Source organism: Cytobacillus sp. EB106-05-05-XG126 (assembly GCF_058791715.1).
This window is the reverse complement of sequence record NZ_JBYTDU010000003.1, coordinates 95,380-114,421: the sequence shown is the minus strand read 5'-3', so window position 1 is coordinate 114,421 and position 19,042 is coordinate 95,380. Positions and strand designations below refer to the sequence as shown.

At 45.2% G+C, this 19,042-nt stretch carries 15 protein-coding genes; 2 read left to right on the top strand and 13 right to left on the bottom strand.

Translation table 11 applies throughout. The annotated features are described in order from the left end of the window. Positions 1-12 precede the first annotated feature (12 nt). The 3 genes from AC3WTL_RS13630 to AC3WTL_RS13620 all read right to left on the bottom strand — a co-directional run bounded on the left by AC3WTL_RS13630 (position 13) and on the right by AC3WTL_RS13620 (position 4,527). Positions 13-1,362, bottom strand: coding sequence for a GntP family permease (locus AC3WTL_RS13630; protein WP_492369542.1), 1,350 nt, complete (start codon positions 1,360-1,362; stop codon positions 13-15). Between the two features lie 16 nt (positions 1,363-1,378). Further along, positions 1,379-2,575, bottom strand: coding sequence for an iron-containing alcohol dehydrogenase (locus AC3WTL_RS13625; RefSeq protein ID WP_492369541.1), 1,197 nt, complete (start codon positions 2,573-2,575; stop codon positions 1,379-1,381). Between the two features lie 152 nt (positions 2,576-2,727). Then, on the bottom strand, positions 2,728-4,527 hold the full coding sequence (locus tag AC3WTL_RS13620; RefSeq protein ID WP_492369540.1) for a sigma 54-interacting transcriptional regulator: 1,800 nt from the start codon (positions 4,525-4,527) through the stop codon (positions 2,728-2,730). A gap of 244 nt (positions 4,528-4,771) precedes the next feature. On the opposite strand from AC3WTL_RS13620, the gene AC3WTL_RS13615 reads away from it, so the two are divergent. After that, positions 4,772-5,158 carry a hypothetical protein gene (locus AC3WTL_RS13615; protein WP_492369539.1) on the top strand — a complete coding sequence of 129 codons (387 nt, stop codon included), beginning with the start codon at positions 4,772-4,774 and terminating at the stop codon, positions 5,156-5,158. Positions 5,159-5,563: 405 nt separating this feature from the next. Here the strand turns inward: AC3WTL_RS13615 and AC3WTL_RS13610 are convergent, their stop codons facing one another. From AC3WTL_RS13610 to AC3WTL_RS13590, 5 genes are read right to left on the bottom strand one after another with little or no spacing between them, the layout of a single operon-like run. Then, positions 5,564-6,874 carry a GntP family permease gene (locus AC3WTL_RS13610; protein ID WP_252220213.1) on the bottom strand — a complete coding sequence of 437 codons (1,311 nt, stop codon included), beginning with the start codon at positions 6,872-6,874 and terminating at the stop codon, positions 5,564-5,566. A 38-nt stretch (positions 6,875-6,912) separates the two neighbouring features. Continuing rightward, the gene (locus tag AC3WTL_RS13605) at positions 6,913-7,917 is read right to left on the bottom strand and encodes a LacI family DNA-binding transcriptional regulator (RefSeq protein WP_252220216.1); all 1,005 of its coding nucleotides are present in this window, start codon (positions 7,915-7,917) and stop codon (positions 6,913-6,915) included. Between the two features lie 51 nt (positions 7,918-7,968). Further along, positions 7,969-9,252, bottom strand: coding sequence for a histidinol dehydrogenase (gene hisD, locus AC3WTL_RS13600; RefSeq protein ID WP_252220219.1), 1,284 nt, complete (start codon positions 9,250-9,252; stop codon positions 7,969-7,971). 57 nt (positions 9,253-9,309) lie between these two features. Then, positions 9,310-10,071: an SDR family NAD(P)-dependent oxidoreductase gene (locus AC3WTL_RS13595; protein WP_492369538.1), complete on the bottom strand. Its 762-nt coding sequence runs from the start codon at positions 10,069-10,071 to the stop codon at positions 9,310-9,312. Between the two features lie 18 nt (positions 10,072-10,089). Continuing rightward, a complete protein-coding gene (locus tag AC3WTL_RS13590) occupies positions 10,090-11,025 on the bottom strand; it encodes a 3-hydroxyacyl-CoA dehydrogenase family protein (RefSeq protein WP_492369537.1) in 936 nt (311 codons plus the stop codon). A gap of 578 nt (positions 11,026-11,603) precedes the next feature. Here AC3WTL_RS13590 and AC3WTL_RS13585 point away from each other — a divergent pair. Further along, positions 11,604-11,795, top strand: coding sequence for a hypothetical protein (locus AC3WTL_RS13585; protein ID WP_492369536.1), 192 nt, complete (start codon positions 11,604-11,606; stop codon positions 11,793-11,795). Positions 11,796-12,238: 443 nt separating this feature from the next. Here the strand turns inward: AC3WTL_RS13585 and AC3WTL_RS13580 are convergent, their stop codons facing one another. From AC3WTL_RS13580 to AC3WTL_RS13560, 5 genes are all read right to left on the bottom strand, one after another. Next, positions 12,239-13,306, bottom strand: a complete 1,068-nt coding sequence (locus AC3WTL_RS13580) for a M42 family metallopeptidase (protein WP_492369535.1) — start codon at positions 13,304-13,306, stop codon at positions 12,239-12,241. 58 nt (positions 13,307-13,364) lie between these two features. Continuing rightward, the gene (locus tag AC3WTL_RS13575; protein WP_248349889.1) at positions 13,365-14,984 is read right to left on the bottom strand and encodes an ABC transporter substrate-binding protein; all 1,620 of its coding nucleotides are present in this window, start codon (positions 14,982-14,984) and stop codon (positions 13,365-13,367) included. A 268-nt stretch (positions 14,985-15,252) separates the two neighbouring features. Continuing rightward, entirely contained in the window at positions 15,253-16,518 is a 1,266-nt protein-coding gene (locus AC3WTL_RS13570) for a cytosine deaminase (RefSeq protein WP_492369534.1), read from the bottom strand. Continuing rightward, the gene (gene codB, locus AC3WTL_RS13565; RefSeq protein ID WP_492369533.1) at positions 16,508-17,776 is read right to left on the bottom strand and encodes a cytosine permease; all 1,269 of its coding nucleotides are present in this window, start codon (positions 17,774-17,776) and stop codon (positions 16,508-16,510) included. Before codB ends, AC3WTL_RS13570 begins: the two co-directional genes overlap by 11 nt. A 338-nt stretch (positions 17,777-18,114) precedes the next feature. Beyond that, complete coding sequence (locus AC3WTL_RS13560) at positions 18,115-18,471, bottom strand: SpoIIAA family protein (RefSeq protein ID WP_048009177.1); 357 nt, start codon at positions 18,469-18,471, stop codon at positions 18,115-18,117. Positions 18,472-19,042 lie beyond the last annotated feature (571 nt).

The window sequence follows — 19,042 nt, the reverse complement described above, 5'->3', positions numbered from 1 at the left end:
CCCCTTTCGAAATTAAAAGATTGAATATAAGAATATTGCCAGGAATAGTACAGCCGTTGGCATTGCTACACTTAGAATGAATATTGGCCAATAGGAGCGTTTATGGGTTTCTCCGCATATCGCCCGGATTGTTGTCACGACATAGCCATTATGCGGCAGTGAGTCCAGTCCGCCGGATGCAAGGGCCGAAATTCTATGCATGGCACCAGGGTCCAGTCCTTGCGACAGATACATTGGCGCCAGAATCGGCAGCGCAATTCCTAAGCCGCCTGATGCCGACCCGGTAATACCGCATATCAGGGTAACGGCAATCCCCAGTCCCATTAACGGCGGTCCCGGGATATTTACCAGTGCATCTACAAAGGTGTCAAACGCAGCAACCTGAGCCGCAACACTTCCGAAGCCTACAACCGCACATGTATTAGCTGCGGCAACTAAAGCATCCTGGGCACCCTTGGCAAGCGCCTCCCAGAACCCTACTAAATATTTCATCATCAATACACATGCCAGAACGATGCCGCTTGTCAGAGAGATTAATGCGGCCGCCGTCGAGGAAGTTAAGTTGGCTGCCGTATTTAAAATCACAATTACTGAGGCCAGCGGTAAGATGGCCATGATCACATGCGGATAGTCTTTCCCTGCTGGAGCAGCATTTGGCCTTTGCATTTCCAGCTCCGATTCAAGAGCTGCTGCCGACTCATTGGCACCGGACGGCTGATTCGGCAAGGAGAATACCTCGCCATTTTTGACCGCTTTTTTCACCATCCGGCTAAGCAGAATACCGCCTATTACCATGATCAAAAGGGCCATTAACACCCCGATGATTCCGCCCGCTGTCGGCTTTGTTCCGAAAAACTCTGTCGGAATTAAATTTTGGATTTCAGGCGAGCCCGGTGCTGTCATCGTAAAAGATATGGATCCGAACACCAATGCCGCCGGGATAAAACGATGCGGCAGGTTGGCCACTTTAAATAGTGACACAGCAATTGGATAAACGGCGAAGCCTACAACAAACAAGCTGACGCCTCCGTAAGTCATGATGGCTGCTGCCGCCACGACTGCAAATACCGCTCTTGATGGCCCAAGTGTATCCTTGACCCAATTCGCAATGCTGTCAGCCGCCTTGGTTACCTGCATGATTTTTCCGAATATGGCACCCAATAAAAAGATGAGGAACCACGAGTAAAAATAGCCTGTAAAGCCTGTCATGTAATGCTCTGTCAGGGCTGTCTCAAGGTTAAGCCCTCCTGTAAGAGCAACCACAACTGCACTGATGATGGCGGCAATAATAATATTTACGCCTTTCATAGTTAAATACATTAATAGAAGCAGTGAAGCGATTAACCCCAGCATTCCGATCATCTGTTTATCCCCCCTGTTACACTTTCTCGGTTTCAGAGGAAAACTGATAATCATAGCAAACATGGTAAAGCTCTTCGAGTTCGCTCTTAGCCGGAACCCTTGGATTGTTGCCCGGGCTGCCGCTGTCGATCGCGTCGTCTGCCATTTTGCCAACCGCATTCGTAAAGGCTTCCTCGTCTATTCCCCATCCCCTTAAGTTAGGAATATTTAATTTTCGGCAAAGCTCTTTGACGGATTGAACAGCCACTTCTGCAGCTTCTTCATTAGTAAGGCTTTCATTATCTGGCTGAAAAACTCTTCCTATGTCCGCTAAGCGGTCCACACATGCTTCCTGGCTGAATTCAAGAACAGCCGGCAGAAGCATGGCATTCGAGATTCCATGAGGAACATGGAATAACGCGCCAATTGGACGGCTCATTCCATGCACAAGGCATACAGATGCGTTTGAAAACGCCATTCCAGCCTGCAGGGACCCAAGGCTCATTGCCTCCCTGGCATCGACATTGTCCCCCACATTGTAAGCGGTTAAAATATTTTCCACGATCAGTTTCATGGCCGAAATCGCTATTGTGTCTGTCATCGGATGTGCCTTTTTGGAGAGATACGCTTCAACCGCGTGGCTTAGGGCATCAACCCCGGTTGCGGATGTTACATTCTTCGGTGATGAAAGGGTAAGCAGCGGATCGACAATTGCCACGCTCGGCATAAACGCAGGCTGTTTGATCATCATTTTGACATCATTGGATGAATTTGTGATGACGGTTACATCTGTCGCCTCAGAGCCAGTCCCGGCTGTTGTCGGAATCGCTATGTGAGGAACCGGTGCATTCTGTGCAAGTTTCTTTCCTCCCATATACTCGCCGATATAGCCGCCATTTGCTGCTAAAACCGCTATGGCTTTTGCCGTATCGATACAGCTGCCGCCGCCTACTGAAATAACCAGGTCACATTGCTGTTTTTGTAATAGCTCGAGCGCTTCTGCTACATACTCGTCAGTAGGCTCTGATGCGACCCCCAGATAGACCTCACTTTGTACGCCCGCCTCCTGAAGATAGGTTCTGCATTCACTTACATATCCAAGCTGATCCATTATTTTATCACTGATTATTAACGCGTTTTTCCCTCTAGCCGCCGCTTCAGCACCAACTTTTTCGGAAGAGCCCCTTCCATAAAAAATCGCTTCCGGCACCCGGAAAACTGCTGGTTTCTCCATTGGACATTCCACCCCTTTTGTTCTATTACTACTTATACTTGCAAGGAGCGTGCCAACTTTGAAACCCAGTAAAGTCAGTGTTTTCTATCTGCAATAGTGTAGCCACTACACTACAGTTGTAGATTTTTTGTAGCGAAGCCACTACACTGCATTCAGGTTATTCTATGCTTTTTCAGTTTTTGATAGAGAGTTGTCCGATGAATTCCAAGCAAATCGGCAGCTCTCGATTTATTTCCTCCTGCTCTTCTTAATGCATCCAGAATAATTTCAGACTCTCTTTGGCTGCCCAGTAATTTAGCTTCCTCAATAGACCCTGCAGCCCGATTCACTTTTTGCAGAGTGGGTTCCGGCTTTCTCAGCATCTCCGGTAAATGATGATAGTCAATGACCTTCCCATCAACCAGTGTCACCAGCTGTTCCACCGTATTCACCATCTCCCGGATATTCCCTCTCCACGGATGCTGGACAAAAGCGTTCACCGCCTCAGATGTAAATAGTTTTCCAGGTGTCTGGTACCGCTCACAGATTTCCTTCAGATAATGGACCAGCAGGACAGGAATATCCTTTTTCCGTTCCCGCAGCGGAGGGATATGGAGCTGGATGATGTTCAGCCGGTAATAAAGATCCTCCCGGAATTCCCCGGTTTCAACCATTTGCATAAGGTTGCGGTTTGTCGCGGCAATAACTCGGACATTTATCTGATACTTTTTCACACCGCCGACACGTTCAGCTTCCTTTTCCTGCAGGACCCGCAGCAGCTTGGTCTGCATGACAAGCGGCATCTCTCCGATTTCATCGAGAAAAATCGTGCCGTTGTCTGCAAGCTCAAACTTCCCGGGCTTTCCGCCTTTTTTCGCCCCGGTAAAGGCGCCTTCTTCATAGCCAAACAGTTCAGACTCGAATAAATGCTCCGGAATGGCCCCGCAGTTAACACTGATGAAAGGCCCGGTGGAAAATGGGCTGAGGTGATGAATGCTCTTGGCGAACATCTCTTTTCCCGTCCCGCTTTCTCCTGTTATAAGGACAGTAGCCGCAGTCCTGGCAGCCTTCCGTGCCATCCGCTTCACTTCCGTAATTCCTTCACTTTTCCCAATGATCTGGTCAAGGGTAACACGGCTGTCATTTTCCTTTTTCTTTGTGAAAAGATCCGGCTTGGCCTCTTGATTTTCCTGCAGTTTTTCATAGATTTTATAAACTTCTGTGACTCCCTCAAAAATCAGCATTCCGATGGCGCCGGCAATCCGTCCTTCCTTCCAGAGGGGAATCCGGTGCACCACCATGTCATGTCCCTGGATGTTCTGCAGAACCCCCCGTTCAGCAATTCCGGTCTTTACCGTTTCATGAAGATGTGTGTTATCAATTACCTCTGTGACATGCCTGCCAATTGCATCCTCCCGCGTTATGCCGGTAAAACGGCTATAGGCTTCGTTAAATTCCTGCAGAATGCCGTTTTCATCGACAACCGCTATTCCCTCATAGGCACTCTCCAAAATGGCGCCAAGTGCACCCGCGGAATTATGCTGCTGCCTTAGCTTATACAGGTATTTGGAGAGCCCATCCAAAATATCTCTGGCTGTCAGAATGCCAAGGAGCTCGCCATCTTCGCCCGTGACAGGAAGCTGGTCGTACGGAAGCGACATAATATCAAGAATGGAATCATCCGGCCGGACAGCTGCCTGATTCGATTTGGGAATGCTGCCAATTAAAGCATCACCCGGGTTGCCCTGGGCGAAGTAGTTAAGCAGCTTCCTGGAAGTGATCATTCCAACCAAGCGATTGCTTTCATCTGCGACAGGCAGGCTTTCCAGATGAAGATCCGCCATCATTTTTGAAGCCTCTGCCAGAGTCTGCCCCGGCTGAATACAAAACGGGCTGGGTGTCATCCAGTTTTTCACTTTAAGGTGCTCATCATTTAGTAAGTCCTCTTTCTTATCAGAAATGGATTGAGGCATACGGAACTCCTCCGGTAATTTTAATTTTCTAAATTATAACACTTTTGAAGAGATAGATAGGTTCCAGTGTGGTGCCTGAGTGTGAACATACATTACTAATAGGGATGGGAAACCTGTAAATAGAGATGCTTGTTTTGCAAATAGAGATGCTATATCTGCAAATAGAGCATTCCGCAAAGTCGATGCCGCCGAGTTTTATAGAAAATAAACTTTTTAAAATTAAACTGATTCCAGTTTCGGAGTTTTGAACATTATTAATAGAAACGGGAAACCTGCAAATAAGGAAGCTTATATTGCAAATAGACTGGTTGAACCCGCAAATAGCATGTCCCATCTTGCAAATAGTGATAGAAATTCTGCAAATAGAGCATTCCGCACAGCCGATGCCGCCGATTTTAAAAGAAAATTCACTTTTAAAAATTCCAGTTTCGGAGTTTTGAACATTACTAATGGAAACGGGAAACCTGCAAATAGAGATGCTTATTTTGCAAATAGACGGTTGAACCTGCAAATAGCATGGCCCTTCTTGCAAATAGTGATAGAAATTCTGCAAATAGAGCAATTCCGCAAAGCCGATGCCGCCGATTTTAAAAGAAATTCACTTTTAAAAATTCCAGTTTCGGAGTTTTGAATATTACTAATAGAAACGGGAAACCTGCAAATAGAGATGCTTATTTTGCAAATAGACGGTTGAACCTGCAAATAGCATGGCCCATCTTGCAAATAGTGATAGAAATTCTGCAAATAGAGCAAGCCTGCACAGCATTTGCCGCCAAGTTTTATAGAAAATAACACTTTTAAAAAGTAAACTGATTCCAGTTTCGGAGTTTTGAACATTACAAATAGAAACAGGAAATCTGCAAATAGAGATGCTTATTTTGCAAATAGACCGGTTGAACCTGCATATAGCATGGCCCATCTTGCAAATAGTCCCAGAATTTCTGCAAATAGCGCAAGCCTGCACAGCAGATGCCACACGATTTTAATAGAAAGAAAGACAGAGAGCCTGAACCCCTCTGTCTTTCTGCTATGCACTTTAGAAAATCGAGAATAAAATGACCGCTAAAATAACACCAAGTATCGGCACAATCACTGTCAATGCGCCAAATGCCGGATAGGCATCTTTATGGGACTCGCCGCAGATCGCCCGGATGGTTGTCACAACGTAACCGCCATGCGGCAGGGAATCAATTGATCCGGATGATATCGCTACAACACGGTGTAGTTCACTTGCATTGACACCCATATCCAGATAGTGCGGAGCCAGAAGCGGCAGGGCAATCGATTGGCCGCCGGAAGCAGAGCCGGTCAGACCGGCAATGACTGCAACAGCCAGGGCTCCTCCGATTAAAGGGCTTCCCGGAATGTTGGTCATGGCATCAACCGCACTTGCAAAGGCAGGGGTTGCTTTTGCCACACCGCCAAAGCCGACAACTGCAGATGTATTGGCAATGGCAATCAATGCGCCGATGGTTCCTTCTGATACGGCTCCCCATACATTCGTGAAATACTTACGGTTAAGAAAATAAGTTGCAAAACAGCCGCTCAATAAGGCAATAATCAAGGCTGACTGTGCCAATGAATCATGGAAAATAAATGAAATGACAAGGACGACCACTAGCGGAATCATACTTAATAATGGGCTTGGCAAGTTTTCACGGATTAGTGCAGAGTCTGTTTCTCTTGCCTCAAATTTTTCTCCATTGCGGATCGCCTTGTTAATCATTTTCTTCAGCCACCAGTATCCAAATGCCATCATAAAGACAGCAACAATGAAGCTGACTTCCCAGGCGGCATATGGGGAAGTGCCCAGGAACTCAATCGGAATCCAGTTCTGGATCTCCGGGGAACCGGCAGATGTCATGGTAAATGTGGTCGAACCGAAGGCAAGAGCTGCCGGAATGAATCTTCTTGGCAGATTGGCTTCCTTAAATAGGCTCAATGCCATTGGATAGACGGAAAAGGCTACAACAAACAGACTTACGCCGCCATAGGTTAAGACCGCACAGGCTATGACAACGGCTAACGCTGCCCGCTTCATGCCAATTTTATCGATAATCCATTTGGAAACACTGTCGGCTGCTCCGCTGTCTTCCATAAGTTTTCCGAAAATGGCCCCGAATAAGAACATCAAATACCACGATGTGATAAATCCGGCAAAACCGTTCATATAGTTGGTCAGAAAATTGACCTCACCCTCGCCTGCCAGCTGAGGGAAAATCGGCAATCCACTGAATATTGCAACAATAAAAGCTGAAAGAGGGGCAGCAAGCAGCAGGTTCATCCCTCTCATCGTTAAATAGATGAGAAGCCCGATTCCCCCTAGCAATCCAATCATACTTAGCATAAGTTCCTCCTATCCCGAAAACCCCTGCCTTCTCTCCATTACCTTCTGTCCTTTACGGATCCTCTCTCCACCAAATGGCCTTCTAATCTTTGGATTTCAGGGGTGTCCGTGTCCCCATTAATATGCTCCAAAAGAAGGTTAATCGAATAATCGACCATTTCGTCTACCGGCTGGTGCCAGGTGGTTAATTCATAAGATGACCAATCTGACATAGCCACATTGTCAAAGCCTACAACAGAGATATCCTCAGGGACTCTGATGCCCTGTTTTTTCAGATAATCCATTGCTCCAAAAGCGGATATATCATTTGCACAGAAGATGGCATCTATCTTTTTACTGCGTTCCAGTAATTTTTGGGCTGCAGCAAATCCTCCTTCATATGAATAAAGGCCGTTTTCGGTTAAAAAGGAAGAGATGCCGTGTTCTGCCAAAGCTTCCTGGAAGCCATTTTTTCGATCAACTGTTGTTGATGTATTCATCGGTCCGGAGATAAAGGCGAGATTTTCATGTCCTTTTTCTATCAAGTAGTGCCCAATCCTTTTCCCGGCAGCAAAGTTATCGCATACAACAGCACTGCTTAAGGAATCGTTCACATATCGGTTAAACAGGACGACCGAGATGCCATTGCGTGTAAATTTCTGCACAGTCGATGAGGTCAAAAGCGCATCGGTGATGATGGCCCCCTCAACGCTGTACTCAATTAAATGGCTCACTTCATCCTCTTGGATTTCGTTATTCTGGGAGTTGATAAACATCACCTTGTACCCTTTTTCGGCCAGCCTGCTGTAAAATTTATCGAGGATTTCCGGATAAAAAGGGTTCTGGATATTTCGCATGACAACACCAATGATGCGGGACTGATTGGTAATCAGGCCCCGTGCTATGGCATTCGGCTGATATCCAAGCTGTTCGGCAGCATCCAGAATAAGCTGTTTCTTTTTTGATGAGATACTTGAATTTTCACTAAAAGCCCGGGATACGCTCGATTGGGAGACGCCTGCCAATCGAGCGACATCCATGGCTGTCACTTTTTTATTTTTCAACGCATGTTCCTCCTGCCCGAGTCTAGACAGAGAAATTATATCAGATTTTACTTACTTCACGAGACTGCTGTAGCGTTTTACACGAAGATCTGCCTGTGCCTGGTGGCCTTTAAAGCCTTCAAGGTCACATAGGCGGGATGCATATTCACCGATTTTCGCACTCGCTTCCGGAGTTGTTCTCTGGTATGTGCATGTTTTCAGGAATTTGCCCACCCATAGTCCGCCAGTGTAGCGGGCTGCTTTTTTCGTTGGAAGCGTATGGTTTGTTCCGATTACTTTATCACCGTAAGCCACATTTGTTTCAGGCCCAAGGAAAAGTGCACCGTAGTTAGTCATGTTCTCAAGGAAGTAGTTTGGATCTTCAGTTAAAACTTCCACATGCTCATAAGCCAATTTATCCGCTTCTACTACGGCTTCTTCCAGGCTGTCTACTAAGATGATGGAGCCGTAGTCTTTCCATGCCGCTCCTGCAACATCGGCTGTTGGAAGAGTCTCCAGCTGGCGTTCGATTTCTGTTACTGTTTCATTCGCTAATTTTTCAGATGTTGTAATTAGACATGCCGGAGAGTTTGGTCCATGCTCTGCCTGCCCTAAAAGGTCTGTTGCAATCATTTCCGCATCGGCTGTTTCATCTGCAATAACAAGGACCTCTGTTGGACCGGCGAACAGGTCGATTCCGACTCTTCCGTATAATTGGCGCTTCGCTTCCGCCACAAACGCATTTCCTGGTCCAACAAGCATATCAACCGGCTCGATAGTTTCTGTTCCGATTGCCATTGCACCCATCGCCTGGATTCCGCCAAGAAGGTAAATCTCGTCAGCGCCTGCAAGATGCATCGCAGCAACCGTTGCAGAAGGAATTTCCCCTTTAATCGGAGGTGTGCAGGCAATCACGCGCTTAACACCTGCCACTTTAGCTGTCAAAACACTCATGTGGGAACTTGCAACCATTGGGTAGCGACCACCTGGGATATAGCAGCCAACACTGTTTACCGGAACATTTTTATGGCCAAGGAACACACCAGGCAATGTTTCCACTTCAATGTCCTGCAATGCTGCTTTTTGATGTTCAGCGAAATTGCGGATTTGTTCCTGCGCAAACTTGATATCGTTGATTGTTTGTTCAGGTACAGATGCCACGATCTCCTGGATTTGCTCTTCAGTTAATCTGAATTGCTCCGGTGACCATTTATCGAACTGCTCGGAAAGCTTGCGGACTTCTGCATCTCCGTTATCCTCGATATTTTTAAGAATGGCGCTCACCGATTCTCTTACTTTTACATCTGCTTCCTGTACCTCTTGATCATTTTTGCCTTGTTTTAAGAAAGTTGCCATTTTGTTATCACTCCTGTTTTTATTTTTGAATACGTATGCAAAATTGAGGAAAAAAATTTATATGGCTGTCCAGCCGCCATCTACTTTTATTGTATCGCCTGTAATGAACTTTGATAGGTTGGAAGAAAGGAATAGAGTTGCGGCTGAGACATCCTCGGCATCCGCAAGCTTTCCAAGCGGAATTCTGCCGTAGACTTCCTTTTCAAATTCCTTGTCCTCGAACATTTTTGAAGTAAGCTCGGTTTCGATAAAAGTGGGGGCCACTGCATTTACATTGATGCCATGTGATGCCCACTCCACCGCGAGCGCTTTTGTCAGCTGCACCATGCCTCCCTTGCTGGCACAATAGGCCGCCCGTTTGTAGTAGCCGACAAACGCCATCTGGGAAGCAATATTGACAATCTTGCCGGACTGATTCGGGATCATATACTCGGCTGCTTTCTGGCTGCAGAAAAATGCTGCCTTCAAATTGGTATCAAGCGTCAGGTCCCAGTCCTCTTCGGTTACTTCCATGGCAGGCTTGGCCCGGTTAATTCCGGCGTTATTGATCAGCACATCGAGAGAGCCCATATAATCCACTGCTGCTTCTGTCATTCTTTTAATCTCTGAGACATTATTTAAATCAGCGGAAACATAATAGCTATTGTTGTTAATTTTTTTCAGTTCATCGGTAGTCTGGCGGAGTGCGTCTTCATTTCTGCCCACGACCACAACCTTCGCTCCGTTTTCGGCAAAGGACATGGCGATATCCCTTCCGATTCCTTTGCTTCCGCCTGTCACGATTACCGATTTATTCTCCAGATCAGGAAAGTTCTTCATGCCATTCCTCCATCAGCTTTATTGGATTCCCAGATCCTTCTTTAGAAAACGGATCAGCTCAGCTTCCCTTTTCTGATTGTACTCTTTGGAAAAAGCCTCATCCCACTTGTAGTAGCCTTCACCCGTTTTATCGCCGAGCTTCTGTTCAGACACAAGCTTCTTTAGTGCCGGCAAAGATTCCTCTGCACTGGATAAGTGCTGGAACAAATAATCAGATATGGCGGAGAAGACATCCAGTCCGCCCATATCGGCCGTCATCAACGGGCCTGAAACAGGGAGCCTGCGTCCAATGCCGTAAGTAACGGCATCATCAATATCTTCTTTGCTCGCGATGCCTTCCTCCAGAAGGTATTGGGCTTCACGGAAAAGTGCATATTGAAGGCGATTGCCGACAAAACCGGGAACCTCTTTTTTCACTTCAATCGGCTTTTTCTTCATTTGCTTTAAAAGCTGAAAGGATCTTTCCACTGCTTCATCGCCGGTCTTCTCACCGCGAACAACCTCGACAAGTGGAATTAAATGTGCCGGGTTCCAGAAGTGTGTCACTACCGTGCGTTCCGGATGGGCAGTCTCTGAAGCAATCTCCGTTGGACTAAGGCCTGAAGTATTGCTTGCGAGAATGACATCGGGGGCACAAAGAGCGTCAAGACGCTTAAATAAGTCAATCTTTAATTGAATGTTTTCCGGTACAGCTTCAATCACGAAAGTAGCACCCTGAACTGCTTCTTCAACAGAGACAGTCATTTTAATATTTTCCTGAATGTGGCCAGCTTCCGATTCGGATAAAATACCGTTATTGAGCATAACCTCAAGCTTCTTCAGCATGTTGGTCCAGCCCTGTTCCAGGTCGGCGTCGCTGATTCCCTGCATGGTTACGTTCAGTCCGGCCCAGGCCGCATTAAGCGCAATTGAATGGCCCATCGTGCCGCACCCAAGTACAGCTATTCTCTCCAATCGCTCACCATCTTTCTGAAATTTCTAGTATTTGAATACGTATTCAATATACAATGTAAGCGCTGTAATTTCAACATAAAATTATAAATTGTTAAAATATTCATTTGTTTTTAGCTATAAATTTAATCAAACGTTTGATGGATTTTAATAAAGTGAATGACAGATTAATCCCAGTCGGGCCGCCCTCTTCCCGTGAATGTGAACATTACTAATAGAATCGGGAATGTTGCAAATAGAGGAGCTTATTTTGCAAAAAGATTGCTGGAACCTGCAAATAGAATGGCTAATCTGCAAATAGAGGGAGAAATTTTGCAAATAGAGCAATCCAGCACGGCAGATGCTGCCGTTTTAATAGAAAATAACACTTTTAAGAAGATAGACTGATTCCAGTTACAGGGTTTGGCAGATGTGATGTGTGAGTGTGAACATTACTAATAGAATTGCGAAACCTGCAAATAGAGGGGGAAATTTTGCAAATAGAGCAATCCAGCACGGCAGATGCTGCCGTTTTAATAGAAAATAACACACTTTTAAGAAGATAGACTGATTCCAGTTACAGGGTTTGGCAGATGTGATGTGTGAGTGTGAACATTTCTAATAGAATTGCGAAACCTGCAAATAGAGAAGCTTATTTTGCAAATAGATTGCTGGAATCTGCAAATAGAATGGCTAATCTGCAAATAGAGGGAGAAATTTTGCAAATAGAGCAATCCAGCACGGCAGATGCTGCCGTTTTAATAGAAAATAACACTTTTAAGAAGATAGACTGATTCCAGTTACAGGGTTTGGCAGATGTGATGTGTGAGTGTGAACATTACTAATAGAATTGCGAAACCTGCAAATAGAGAAGCTTATTTTGCAAATAGATTGCTGGAATTTGCAAATAGAATGGCCAATCCTGCAAGTAGAGGTGGGAATTTTGCAAATGGAGCAATCCAACACGGCAGATACTGCCGGTTTAATAGAAAATAACACTTTTAAGAAGATAGACTGATTCCATTTTGGCAGATGTGATGTCTGAGTGTGAACATTACTAATAGAATTGCGAAACCTGCAAATAGAGAAGCTCATTTTGCAAATAGATTGCTGGAATCTGCAAATAGAATGACCAATCCTGCAAATAGAGGGAGAATTCCGCAAATAGTCCGTTTCGAACGGCTTTTTTTATAGAAAAAAGACAAAGAGCCTAAGCCCCCTGTCTTCTCTGATAAGATTAAGTATCCAAAAACGTCTTCCCCTTCAGCTGATCCAACGTCACCACAAAGTCGTGCAGCAGTTTGTAGGAGTTTTCCATATCGTCCAAGTCGACTACTTCAATCGGCGTATGTGTATAGCGGGATGGGATGGAGATAACCCCTGCTGTGACGCCTTTGTTTGTCATATGGATGGCGCCTGCATCTGTTCCGATTCCCATGAAGACTTCATGCTGATATGGGATATCTCCTTCTTCGGCCACTTTTTCAAGGTGCTGAGTGACTAGCGGGTGGGCAATCAGTGATTTATCAGCAATTTTGATGCAAGGGCCATTGCCAAGGATTCTCGTGCCTGTCATGAGCACGTCTAATGTATCGCTGGTTGGCGTTGTATCAAGTGCCAGCGCAAAGTCAGGCTCTACAGCAGCAGAAACAACGGATGCTCCTCTTAACCCAACTTCTTCCTGAACCGTAAAGGCACCGTAAATGTCGCCATGCTGAGTCCCATTTCCTCCGATATTTTGGAGCAGATGAATCAATAGGGCACAGCCTGCCCGGTCGTCCAAAGCTTTGCCCGTAACGCGGTTTTTTCCTATTTTCTTAAACTCGGTGCCATAGCTGATGGGCTGCCCAATCTTGATTCCCATTTCCGCGGCTTCTTCTGCTGTACGGGCTCCGATATCAATATAAAGATCGCGGTGGCTGGAAATGCGTTTTGGATCATCCCATTTCACATAGTGGGCTGAAATGGTTCCGATTACTCCATCAATATTGCCTTTTTCAGAGCGGACCTTAACCGGCAATGATAAAAGAATACGATCATCGAATCCGCCTAATTTCTCAAATCGAATTAACCCATTCTTTTCGATTTTTTTCACGATAAACCCAATTTCATCGGTGTGGGCCGCAATGACTAACGAAGGATAATCCGGGTTATTCCCTTTCTTTTTCACAATCAGGTTCCCGACTGAATCGACGTGGTATTCATCTACATAATCCTTCACTTCATTTAAGATAAATCGTTGGACGTCCTGTTCAAAACCGCTTGGACCTACGATAACACATAAACCTTTTAATAATTCATACACAGTGAAACCCTCCCTTAGATATGAAAAGAGTCCCCCGCAAACGCAGGGGCTCTGGCTGTTAGTTCGTCAAGTAAACCTTTGTAAAGTCATCATCTTCCATTGGGTGTGCAGTGAATCCCTGGACATAGGCTGCCATTGCGATTGGCGGTGTTGTATGTGCAAGCGTCACCCATGGGGCATCCTTGTGGAAAATTTCCTGGGCCTGCTGGTAAAGCTTTGCCCGTTCGTCCTGGTCAAATGTTACACGGGCATCCTGCAAAAGCTTCGTGAATTCTTCGTTTTCATAGAACGCACGGTTGCTGGCAGGTTTCTCCGTATTCGTTGCACTCAAGTTCGGGAACAGGAAGTTATCCGGATCGGCCATAACGCCTGTCCAGCCGTATAAGCCCATTGGATGTTCCCCGTTTCCAGACTTTTGAAGGTACGTTGCCCATTCATAGGTTACAATTTCGGCTTCAATGCCAACTTTCTTCAGATCGGACTGGATGGCTTCTGCCACCTTCATCGGCTGCGGCATATACGGCCTTGGGTTGCTCATCGCCCAAAGCTGGGTCTTGAATCCATCAGGATATCCTGCTTCCGCTAATAATTTTTTCGCTTCTTCCACATTAAATTTGTAGTCCTCAATGCTGTCATTATAGCCCCATAACACAGATGGGAATGGGTTTTTCGCCACTTCGGCATAGCCGTTATAAAACGCATCCACAATCGCCTGTTTATCAATGGCCATATTGACTGCCTGGCGGACTTTAACATCATCGAAAGGCGCCATTTGTGTATTCAGAACCATGTAGCCGATGTTAAAGCTTGGGCGCTTGACAAGACTTAAGTTTGAATCAGCTTCAATGGTCGTGGCATCATCCGGATTCAGCCCATCAATGATATCAACTTCACCCGCTTGAAGAGCAGTAAGACGTGAGGAATTCTCCGGTATTACACGGAAAATCAGCTCATCCAGATACGGACCTTCGCCTGCATAATTTTCATTTTTCTTTAGGACGATTTTGTCATTAGTTTTCCAGCTTTCAAATACGAACGGGCCAGTTCCCACTGGATGTTGATAGAACTTGTCACCATGCTTTTCGATCGCCGCCGGACTTGCAATTCCAAACATAGGAATAGCCAAGTAGCTGATAAATGGAGCTGTCTTTTCAGTTAATTTAAACTCTACTGTTGATTCATCAACTGCTTTTACATACTCGATCTTATGGTTCGGGTCTCCTTTAAAGCCGCCATACAAGAAAGGGTAGTATGGAAAATCCCCTTTGTGGTACGGGTTTTCAGGGTCCATCCACCGATCGAAGTTAAACACGACTGCATCTGCATTAAAATCGGTTCCATCCTGGAACTTGATGCCCTTTTTCAGTGTAATGGTCCATGTCAGTCCATCGTCAGAGACTTTGTGAGATTCCGCTAATCCCGGCTGGACTTCAAGATTTTCGTCATATACAAACAGTGTTTCAAAAATATTGCTAGTTACACGGATGGATTCGCCATCCGTTACATTGATGGGATCGAGCCCAATCGCATCAGCACCGCGGGCATAAATGAGTGAACCGCCCTCTTTTGGATCGCCGCTGCTGCCGCCTGATGCTTCTTCACCACTGCCGGAACATGCAGAAAGCAGCAATGAAAGAATCAGTAAAATGCTTAAAACTAGTGAAGACTTGCCTTTCATTGTTTTTCCCCCTTGTGATTTTTATGTAGATGAAAGTAAGATACAGTCTTATTTTTAGACTTTTCATACTTTTTAATAAAAATTAGTATATATTAGATTATCGAAATATTCTACTATATTTTTAGAGTCGAAATGTTTATTTTGAAAAGCTTGTCTTTTCAGCTTCTTTACTACAAGGAGTGTAAGCGATTACATTAATTTCTGGACTTTCTAATAATTTTCTGGATACCAAAAAAACTGACCCAGTCAGTCTGAGCCAGTCATTCTATCATTTATGAAAATCCACATTCATTCTTTCTTCACCAAACACCACTGAGGTCTGGCTGGGTTTCGTTTCAGCAATTACTTTTCCATTTCTAACTGAATACTTGACAGCTGCCTGCCTCCTGATCGCTTCATACTCATTTTCCGCATCAAGAATAATCAGGTTGGCCGGCTTTCCTTCTTCAATTCCATACTTCTCATCAATGTTTAAAGTTTTAGCACTGTTAGTTGTTATCAGGTCAAACGAGTTAACGATTTGCTCATACCCCATCAGCTGTGACACATGGATGCCCATATGGAGCACCTGCAGCATATTGCCGGTGCCAAGCGGATACCATGGATCGAAGATGTCGTCATGGCCGAAGCTAACATTCAGCCCTGCTTCAAGCAGCTCTTTTACTCTTGTAATTCCCCTGCGTTTCGGATACGTATCAAAGCGTCCCTGCAGATGGATGTTTACGAGCGGGTTTGCGACAAAGTTTATGTTTGATAGCTTTAACAGTCTGAACAGCTTGTAGGTATAAGCATCATTATAAGAACCCATTGCCGTTGTATGGCTGGCTGTTACCCGGCTGCCCAATCCGCGTTCATAGGCTTCCGCAGCCACCACTTCCACAAAGCGCGACTGTTCATCATCGATTTCATCGCAGTGGATATCGACAAGGCGGTCATATTTTTCTGCAAGATCAAAGGCCGTTTTCATTGAAGCAACGCCGTACTCCCTTGTGAACTCGAAATGAGGAATGCCTCCTACCACATCAGCTCCCATTTTCAGCGCTTCCTCCATGAGCTCTGCGCCGCTTGGATATGAATTGATTCCTTCCTGCGGAAAAGCTACCAGCTGGAGGTCCACATAGTCAGCCATTTCTTCTTTTACTTCCAGCAGGGCTTTTAATGCAGTCAGACTGGGGTCCGTTACATCCACATGTGTGCGGACATGCTGGATTCCCTGTGCAATTTGCCATTTGAGAGCCGTTTTCGCCCTTGTTTTTACATCTTCATGTGTCAGGGTTTCTTTTCTTTGTGCCCATCTTTGAATGCCTTCGAATAATGTTCCGCTCTGGTTCCATTCCGGTTCTCCTGCTGTCAGGGTTGTATCCAGGTGAATATGGGGTTCGATGAAGGGTCCCGAAACGAGGGATCCGGCAGCGTCCAGAATTTCCTGGCCGGCATCCACTTCCCCTTGAGTCAGGCTATGAATCTTTCCATCTTGTATCGCTATATTCCATAAGCCTTCCCGGCCTCTAAGTTTCGCGTTTTTAATAATCACTTCTTAGTTCCCCTTCCTGAATTGAATTTCTGCCTTGTAATGAAGCAGCCAATTTTGATACCAGGACAAATATGATTGCTGAACCTAACAGCGAGTTGACTGGCGGGATCCCCGGCACGAAATTTGCAGCGGCTACCCCGGCTGCCCAGGCAAGAATGGCGATCCAGTTTACAGCCTTAAACTTCATATCTGCAAACTTCTTATATTCTCCGCGATTTACGATAAAGTAATCTGCCAGGATGATAGCTCCGATGGATGGCAGCGTCGATCCCAGAATCGTCAGGAATCCGACAAAGTTGTTGTACAGCCACATGGCCGCAATCGTTCCGACAATCCCGTTGAAGATGACAACCTTTCCTTTTCGGATTTTCAAAATGCTCGCAAATCCTAAGCCTGATGCATATAGAGCGTTATCGTTCGTTGTCCAGATGTTTAAACCAAGAACCAGAATCGCCGGGAAAATCAGCTTCTGGATGAACATGACTTCTGAGATATCCGATTGCCCTGTTGCAATTGCACCGACTGCACCGAACAGGAACATGATCGAGTTTCCGATGAAGAAGGCGATGACAGTTGATACTACCGCTGAACGCTTTGTATTTGAGAAACGTGCAAAGTCCGGAGTCAGCGTGCCTGCACTGATAAACGAGCCGACGCAAATTGTTAAAGCCGCTGCCAGACTAATGGCCTCTGTTGGCTGATATTGCATAAGCCCTTCCAGTCCGCCTGCAGTTTCGGTTGCTTTAAAAACGGAGAAGCTTCCCAGAATAGTGATTAAAGGTACTGCTATGAAGCTTAAGATTGCCAGTGCCTTCATGCCGAAGAAGGCTGTGCCTGTCATCAGGAGGCCTGCCACCGCAATCAGAAGATACGCATCAATGCCTGTTACTTTTTGAACCGGCAGCGCAAACATCGCTACCCCAACTCCGAACCAGCCAACCTGAGTGGCAGCAAGCAGGAAGGATGATAGGTAGGATCCTTTTTCACCGAAGGCATAGCGGGTAAGCAGATGTGTGGATAAGCCGGTTTTTGCTGCGATATAGGCAAGTGCTCCTGTATAAGCACCTAAAATCAAGTTGCCTGCCAGAACGATTCCGATAAATTGAATGAACGTTAATCCTGTTCCAAGCGTTCCGCCTGACCACATGCTGGCCGAGAAGAAGGTCAGGCCGAGCATCACCACAAGCATTTTCCAAAATCCATTGCGATGCCCTTGAGGTACCGCTTCTAACGAAAAATCCAAATCTACTTTTTTCATACCAATTCCTCCAATCGTTTTTTGAACTGGTACCGAAGGATCTTCGATAGTAAGTGGATGGAAAAAGAAAAAGGCTTCTCGCCGTTTTCCGACAAGAAGCCTTTTTCCTGTATGAAGAACCATTGGGCAGGATACACCTCACCCATTGGTCATCATACTTCCGCTGTCCTTGTCAGCCTCACGGGACTGAATTAAAGGTACCAGTATTTAATTGTCTATTATTATTTCAGAAAATATCGGTGGTGTCAAGGTGGGGAATTTTAGGGGGACTAGTGTAGCAGGTTGCGAACCCTGTTGTCACTGCCCGATATTCTGCGATCGAAATAGCCCTTATTAGGCTATTTCAATATCCAGGCCCACGCTTCTTCCAGCTGATGGCCTTCAAAATATTCGACTGTAATTCCAGGCAGGTAGTTCGTGAGCTTTGATACAGTGCCAATCCAGTCTTTATCACTGACAACAGCAAATTTATTAAATTGCTTCCACCTTTTTATATCAAATTCCATTCCTTCCGTTGCTCCCTGGAAAGTTGTTCCGTCTACATCCGTCATGATGGCCAGGATATTGAATTTCTGGTCATCTTTAAAATTTTCTCTTACGTATTGATCCAGCTTTTCAGCATCTTCCTTTGTTGCATTGCCATTGAAAGCGAGGGCGATGGTAGAGGGAGAGCGGGATTCTATGAATTGAAGCATACTGGTTACCTCCAAGTGGTTTTATTGAGGTAATTTCCCAATTAAGCGGGCTGTAAAACTAACAGTGGGGAGTTTTTTATTGGAAATGGAGTGTGCTATTTGCAGAATGAGAACCTATTTGCAAGTTTGCAATTCTATTTGCAGTATGAAGAACCCTATTTGCAAGTTTGCGATTCTATTTGCAGAATGAAGAACCTATTTGCAAGCTTGCGATTCTATTTGCAGAATCAAATACTCTATTTGCAAGTTGGCAATCCAATTTGCAGAATGAAATACTCTATTTGCAAGTTTGCGATTCTATTTGCAGAATAAAGAACTATTTGCAAGTTTGCGATTCTATTTGCAGAATCAAATACTCTATTTGCAAGTTTGCGATTCTATTTGCAGAATCAAATACTCTATTTGCAAGTTTGCGATTCTATTCGCAGAATGAAAAACTCTATTTGCAAGTTTGCGATTCTATTTGGAGAATCAAATACTCTATTTGCAAGTTTGCAATCCAATTTGCAGAATGAAATACTCTATTTGCAAGTTTGCGATTCTATTTGCAGAATAAAGAACTATTTGCAAG